5 protein-coding genes are annotated in these 4,759 nt (G+C 70.7%); 1 reads left to right on the forward strand and 4 read right to left on the reverse strand.

The annotated features are described in order from the left end of the window. A partial coding sequence (locus D7V97_RS40150; protein WP_233583542.1) for an RtcB family protein occupies positions 1 to 1,479 on the reverse strand: 1,479 nt, incomplete at its 3' end. Positions 1,480 to 1,717: 238 nt separating this feature from the next. On the opposite strand from D7V97_RS40150, the gene D7V97_RS40155 reads away from it, so the two are divergent. Then, entirely contained in the window at positions 1,718 to 1,999 is a 282-nt protein-coding gene (locus D7V97_RS40155) for a hypothetical protein (protein WP_120615847.1), read from the forward strand. A 148-nt stretch (positions 2,000 to 2,147) separates the two neighbouring features. Here D7V97_RS40155 and D7V97_RS40160 read toward each other — a convergent pair whose 3' ends face one another. The 3 genes from D7V97_RS40160 to D7V97_RS40170 all read right to left on the reverse strand — a co-directional run bounded on the left by D7V97_RS40160 (position 2,148) and on the right by D7V97_RS40170 (position 4,509). Continuing rightward, the gene (locus D7V97_RS40160) at positions 2,148 to 3,233 is read right to left on the reverse strand and encodes a hypothetical protein (protein WP_120615848.1); all 1,086 of its coding nucleotides are present in this window, start codon (positions 3,231 to 3,233) and stop codon (positions 2,148 to 2,150) included. Between the two features lie 374 nt (positions 3,234 to 3,607). Beyond that, complete coding sequence (locus D7V97_RS40165; protein WP_120615849.1) at positions 3,608 to 4,060, reverse strand: PaaI family thioesterase; 453 nt, start codon at positions 4,058 to 4,060, stop codon at positions 3,608 to 3,610. Then, positions 4,060 to 4,509 carry a PaaI family thioesterase gene (locus tag D7V97_RS40170; RefSeq protein WP_120615850.1) on the reverse strand — a complete coding sequence of 150 codons (450 nt, stop codon included), beginning with the start codon at positions 4,507 to 4,509 and terminating at the stop codon, positions 4,060 to 4,062. The genes D7V97_RS40165 and D7V97_RS40170 overlap by 1 nt, the downstream gene beginning before the upstream one ends. Positions 4,510 to 4,759 lie beyond the last annotated feature (250 nt).

Raw genomic sequence — 4,759 nt, forward strand, 5'->3', positions numbered from 1 at the left:
GTATAGGAGACAGGAGGACACCGAGGTCCCCGCCCCGTCCGCGGAGCTGGAGCAGCTGCGCGAGAAGGCCCTGGATGCGCGCGAGGCCGCGCTCGACACGCGCCGGCAGGCCGGGCTGGACCTCCAGTCCGCGCCCTTGATGCAGGCCACCGGCTTGAGGCGGTGGGCCACCCGGGCGAGTCCCGCCTGCTCCACCGTCTCCAGCACGTCGTCCAGGTTCTTGTAGCAGGGGCCGGACTCGTCCAGCGGGGTGACGCGGGTGTTGAGGAGGATGCCGGCCTCCTTCATGCGCTGGTCCGTCTCCGCCTGCTGGAGCTGCCGGCGCGCGGCGGCGCGGGACAGCCGCCGGCCGGAGCCGTGGTTGACGGAGTAGATGGACTTCTCCGCGCCGGGTTCGGCGAAGAGGATGGCGCTGCCCGTCTCCATGGACCCGGGGATGAGGATGGGGTGGCCGGTGGCCTCCCACGGCGTGCCCTTGAGGGCAGGGTGGCCGCCGGGGAAGGCCCGCGTGGCGCCCTTGCGGGCGACGAACTTCCCGGCCTCGCGCTGGATGAGGTTGTGGGAGATCTCGTAGTAGATGCTCGCGGTGCCGCCGAACACGTCCTCCAGGGCGCCGCACACGGCCTCGCCGATGAGCAGGCGGTTGGCCACGGCGAAGTTGGCCGCCATGTTGTGGAGGTTCCAGTAGTCGCGGCCCAGGGCGCTGTCCGCGTCCAGCCAGATGAGGTCCTCGCTGCGGCTCTTGAGGCCCAGGTGCGCGGCCCCCTCCACGAAGAAGTGCTTGGCGATGTTCCAGCCGAAGCCCCGGCTGCCGGTGTGGAGCATCACCCAGACGCGGCCCTGCTCATCCACCTGCATCTCGGTGAAGTGGTTGCCGCCGCCCAGGCTGCCCAGCTGCCCGCGCTTGTCGTAGGCGCGGCCCGGGATGTCCACGCCGGTGTCCTCCACGGGGATGAAGTCGCGCTCGGTGACGGAGCTGCCGCGGCCCAGGGCCTTGGCGCCGTGGCGCAGGACCTCCTTCACGGTGCTCTCGTTGAGGCGCCGCTGTTTGCGCGCCCGTTCGGCGCCCACGCCCACGGCGATGCGCTCCGTCACCTCGTTGATCCACTGGCGGCGCTTCGCGGGGTCGGCCACGTCCTCCACGGTGAGGGAGGTCTGGAGCTGGACCATGCCGCAGCCGATGTCGTAGCCGGCGGCGGTGGGCAGCAGGACGCCGTCCGTCTCCACGATGGTGCCAATGGGGACGCCGTAGCCCACGTGACAGTCGGGGGTGATGGCGACGCGGGTGACGCCGGGGAAGGTGGCGGCGTTGACGACCTGGTCGAAGACGGCCTCCTCCAGGCCGGGGGAGTCCGGTCCACCCTCACCCCAGAGGAGCTTGTCGGAGAGGAACAGGTCCGCGTGCACGCGCATCGTCTTGGTGCGTGGCAGGACGTAGTGACCCTCGGCGACTTTTTCCAGACATTGCTTCCAGCTCATGACGCATGACCCCAGGTGGGTGAACCCGCGGCAGGGACGGAGCCCTCCCTTCACCCTGACGGACGGTGATTTCAGGACATCTGGACGGCTGCCTGCCTGGTGTGGACGCCGGGGAGAGTTCCCAGTGGCGGACGGCGGTGTTGGACGGCAGTGCATTGATCGGCGGTCGTACAAGCCTGGGGCTTGCGGTAGCGGATCGCCATTCCCATTTCTCTGTCGTGCATCAAGGGGGTGGGCGATGGGGTTTTTGACTGGGGTGGTGCTGGCGGTGGCGTTGCAGGCGGGTCCGGTGGAGATGACCGCGGGGCCGGTGTTCAATCCGTCGCTGTGCGCCAAGAAGCGGGTGGATCCGTGCGGCTGCCACCACGTCTACGGCATCCGGCACTGCCACCAGAACCGGAAGAGCAACCACTGCGAGGCGCAGGTCCGCGCCTATGAGCCGGAGGAGACGCAGGACGCCGCGGACGCGAACAACCCGCTGCAGAGCCTCATCGACCCCGCGAAGTCCGTGTCGATGTAGGGCACACCGGGAAGACAGGCGGAAAAAAGCACGAGGGCTCCGGACGGCGACGTCGGAGCCCTTGGTGTTTTCAGGGGGAAGCGGCGGGTCAGGCGCCTTCCGCGCGGCGCTCGGGGCGCTCGCGCGGGACGGGCACCACCGGCCTCGTTCAGGAGGCAGCGGGCGCTTCGACGGGCAGTATCTCCGAACGGCTCACCTGCAGGGCGCTGTCCGAGCGGATGATGACCCAGCGCGCCTGCGGCGACACGCGCAGGGCCATCACGTTCGGCGCCAGGCGGCGCATCTCCGGCTGGAAGGGCAGCGTGGCCCGGGGCGGCATCGTCAGCGAGGAGGCGTGCGGGTTTCCGGCCTGGGCTTGCGGCGGGGCAGGAGGCGCGGGCTTCGGCGAGGCTTCCTGTGCGCGGTTCAGCAGGGTGACGACCTTCACGGGCGGGCGGGTGGCGGTGGCGCCGGGCTTCGACACCGCGGGGGCGTCGGGTGCCTTCGGAGCCGTGAGGGTGGGCAGCGCGGGCAGTACCTTCGGCAGGACCGTCACGGGCCTGGGCGCCGCGTTCGCCGGAGTGGCCTGGGCGGCCGGTGACCGCACAGGCGCCACGAGCGGCGGGATGCTGGGGACCGGGGATGTGTTCGCGGAGGCGGGACGGGGATGGGGCAGCACGGCCTCCCGTCCCGGACCGGAGCCAATCCCTGGCGTCCTCACCGGCGCCGCGCTCCGGGCTCCGAAGACATTCACGGGCGTGATGGGCGGCACGACGGGCACGGCCACGACGCGGGTGATCTCCTGCGCGGCGTTGAGCACGAAGGCCGGAGGCGGCGGCGGGGGCGCGGCCGTGAGGGGGAGCCGGGTGAAGTCGTCATTCGCGGAGCTGTAGAGCTGCTCATCCTCCAGCGCCGTGGAATACGCCAGGCCCTGGCCCAGCCGCCCCACTTCCCTCTGGAGGACGGGGTCTTTCGGGTCCAGCTCCAGCGCGACCTTCAGCGCACCCCTCGCACGGGATTCACAACCCAGTGACAACAGCACCTCCGCTGCTTCCCGGTACGCGGCGATGGCCTGGGTCCGCTGTCCGGCGCGCCGACAGGCCTCCGCGAGTCGCACGCGCACGTTCGGGTCGCGTGGCAGCAGCTTCGCCAACTGCGCGTACGTCTCCGCGCACTCCGCGTACCGGCCCTTCTGGTACAGGGCATAGGCCGCTTCCTTCAACTCCCGCAGCTTCGTCGACTCGCGCTCACTCATGGGGGTCCCCGCCTCGGTGCCAGGCCCGTGAGCTAGCAGGCGACGTGCCGAGCGCCGCGAACGCGCGCTCCTGTTCAGTGCCGCGCGCCCACCGCGACGCGCGACCGGATCCTCTGTCGTGCACCGGGCGGACCCGGAGGCCAGTCGCCGTGCAACGGTGCACGCTGTCCGGTGCGCGACGCCGCTGGGCCCCTGTAGAAATGGGGGCCACGCTGTAACAATGTCAGTGCTGTCTTGCGGAATGTCTGGGGTTGATGTGTCCCCCGGTGCGACGTCGGGTGCGGGCGCATGCGACGCTGGGGCGACTCCGGCGTCCGCTGGAGGAACACCTGGAGCCCATGCCCATGGCGCATCGTCGTCAAACGCTGACGGCGCTACGACTCGGACAGCAGGAACAAGGCGTGCGAGCTCGCGATGGGGCGTGTGCGGTCGTCCTGCCACGCCTCCACGCGCACGTTGGCCACGCGCCGGCCCTGGCGGGTGATGAACGCGCGCGAGAAGGTGTCCTGCGGCTTGCCCGAGCGCAGGAAGTCCACGGTGCTGGAGATGACCTTGGGCACGCGCTCGGTGTCCGTCTGGAGCAGCAGCTCGAACACGGCGGTGGACTCCAGGAGCGCGCTCAGCGCGCCGCCGTGCAGCGCGGGCAGCAGGCTGTTGCCGATGAGGTGGGGCGCGTATTTCATGCGGCAGAGCATCTCGCCGGCGAGGTTCTCCACGCCAATGCCCATGAAGCGCGTGTAGGGGATGGCGTCGGTGAGGCGGTGGTATTCGCGCGTCTGTCGCACGGTGCGCACCAGGTCCGCGAGCGGCAGGGAGGGTGTGCTCATCAGTCCTCCACCCGCATGAAGGTGCCCTGCGAGGAGGCCACCGGCAGCGCGGGGTCTCCCTGGTGCACCAGGGCGCGCACGAAGGCGATGAGCCGGGTGACCTTGTAGCACTCGGCGTGCGCGGTCAGCTCCAGGCCCGGGCGCGCGGGGCGCAGGTAGTCGATGCGCAGGTCCAGCGTGGCGATGAGGGTGAAGGCGTTCATCCGCGCGAGCACCGCCGTGCCGCACGTCGCGTCGATGAGCGTCGTCACCGCGCCGCCCGCCACCACGCCGGTCTCCGGGTTGCCCACCAGCACGTCCGCGTACGGCATCACCACCGTCGCGTCCGTGGCGCCCACGTCCACCAGGCGCAGCCCGAGCGCGTGGTTGTGGGGCACCGCCTCGCCGTACATCACGGAGAGGTGCGCGAGCCGTTCGGCCTTGTCCGCGGGAAGAGGGAGGTTCGGCATGGGGAAGGCGATAGCAGATTCGAAAGCGTGAAGGGGAGCACGGAGACTGGAACACGCCCGCATGTCCGCTTGTTCATGCGCGCCCTTCGTCCTTCGCGGGGCGCCCGGGCCGGGTAGGCTGCCCGCGCCCTTTTTTCCGCCGCCCAAGAGGATCTCCCCGGTGAATCGACTGACCTCCGCCCTCTGCTTCGCGCTGCTGGTGCCGGGCCTGCTCCTGGCCGCGCAGCCCCTGCCCCGCCCCGCGAAGGAC

Source organism: Corallococcus sp. CA053C (genome assembly GCF_003611675.1).
Taxonomy (GTDB): domain Bacteria; phylum Myxococcota; class Myxococcia; order Myxococcales; family Myxococcaceae; genus Corallococcus.

Excerpts from the sequence above, each read along its gene's own strand:
- D7V97_RS40155 (WP_120615847.1), top strand. The coding sequence starts at position 1,718 with ATGGGGTTTTTGACTGGGGTGGTGCTGGCGGTGGCGTTGCAGGCGGGT.
- D7V97_RS40160 (WP_120615848.1), bottom strand. The coding sequence starts at position 3,233 with ATGAGTGAGCGCGAGTCGACGAAGCTGCGGGAGTTGAAGGAAGCGGCC.
- D7V97_RS40165 (WP_120615849.1), bottom strand. The coding sequence starts at position 4,060 with ATGAGCACACCCTCCCTGCCGCTCGCGGACCTGGTGCGCACCGTGCGA.
- D7V97_RS40170 (WP_120615850.1), bottom strand. The coding sequence starts at position 4,509 with ATGCCGAACCTCCCTCTTCCCGCGGACAAGGCCGAACGGCTCGCGCAC.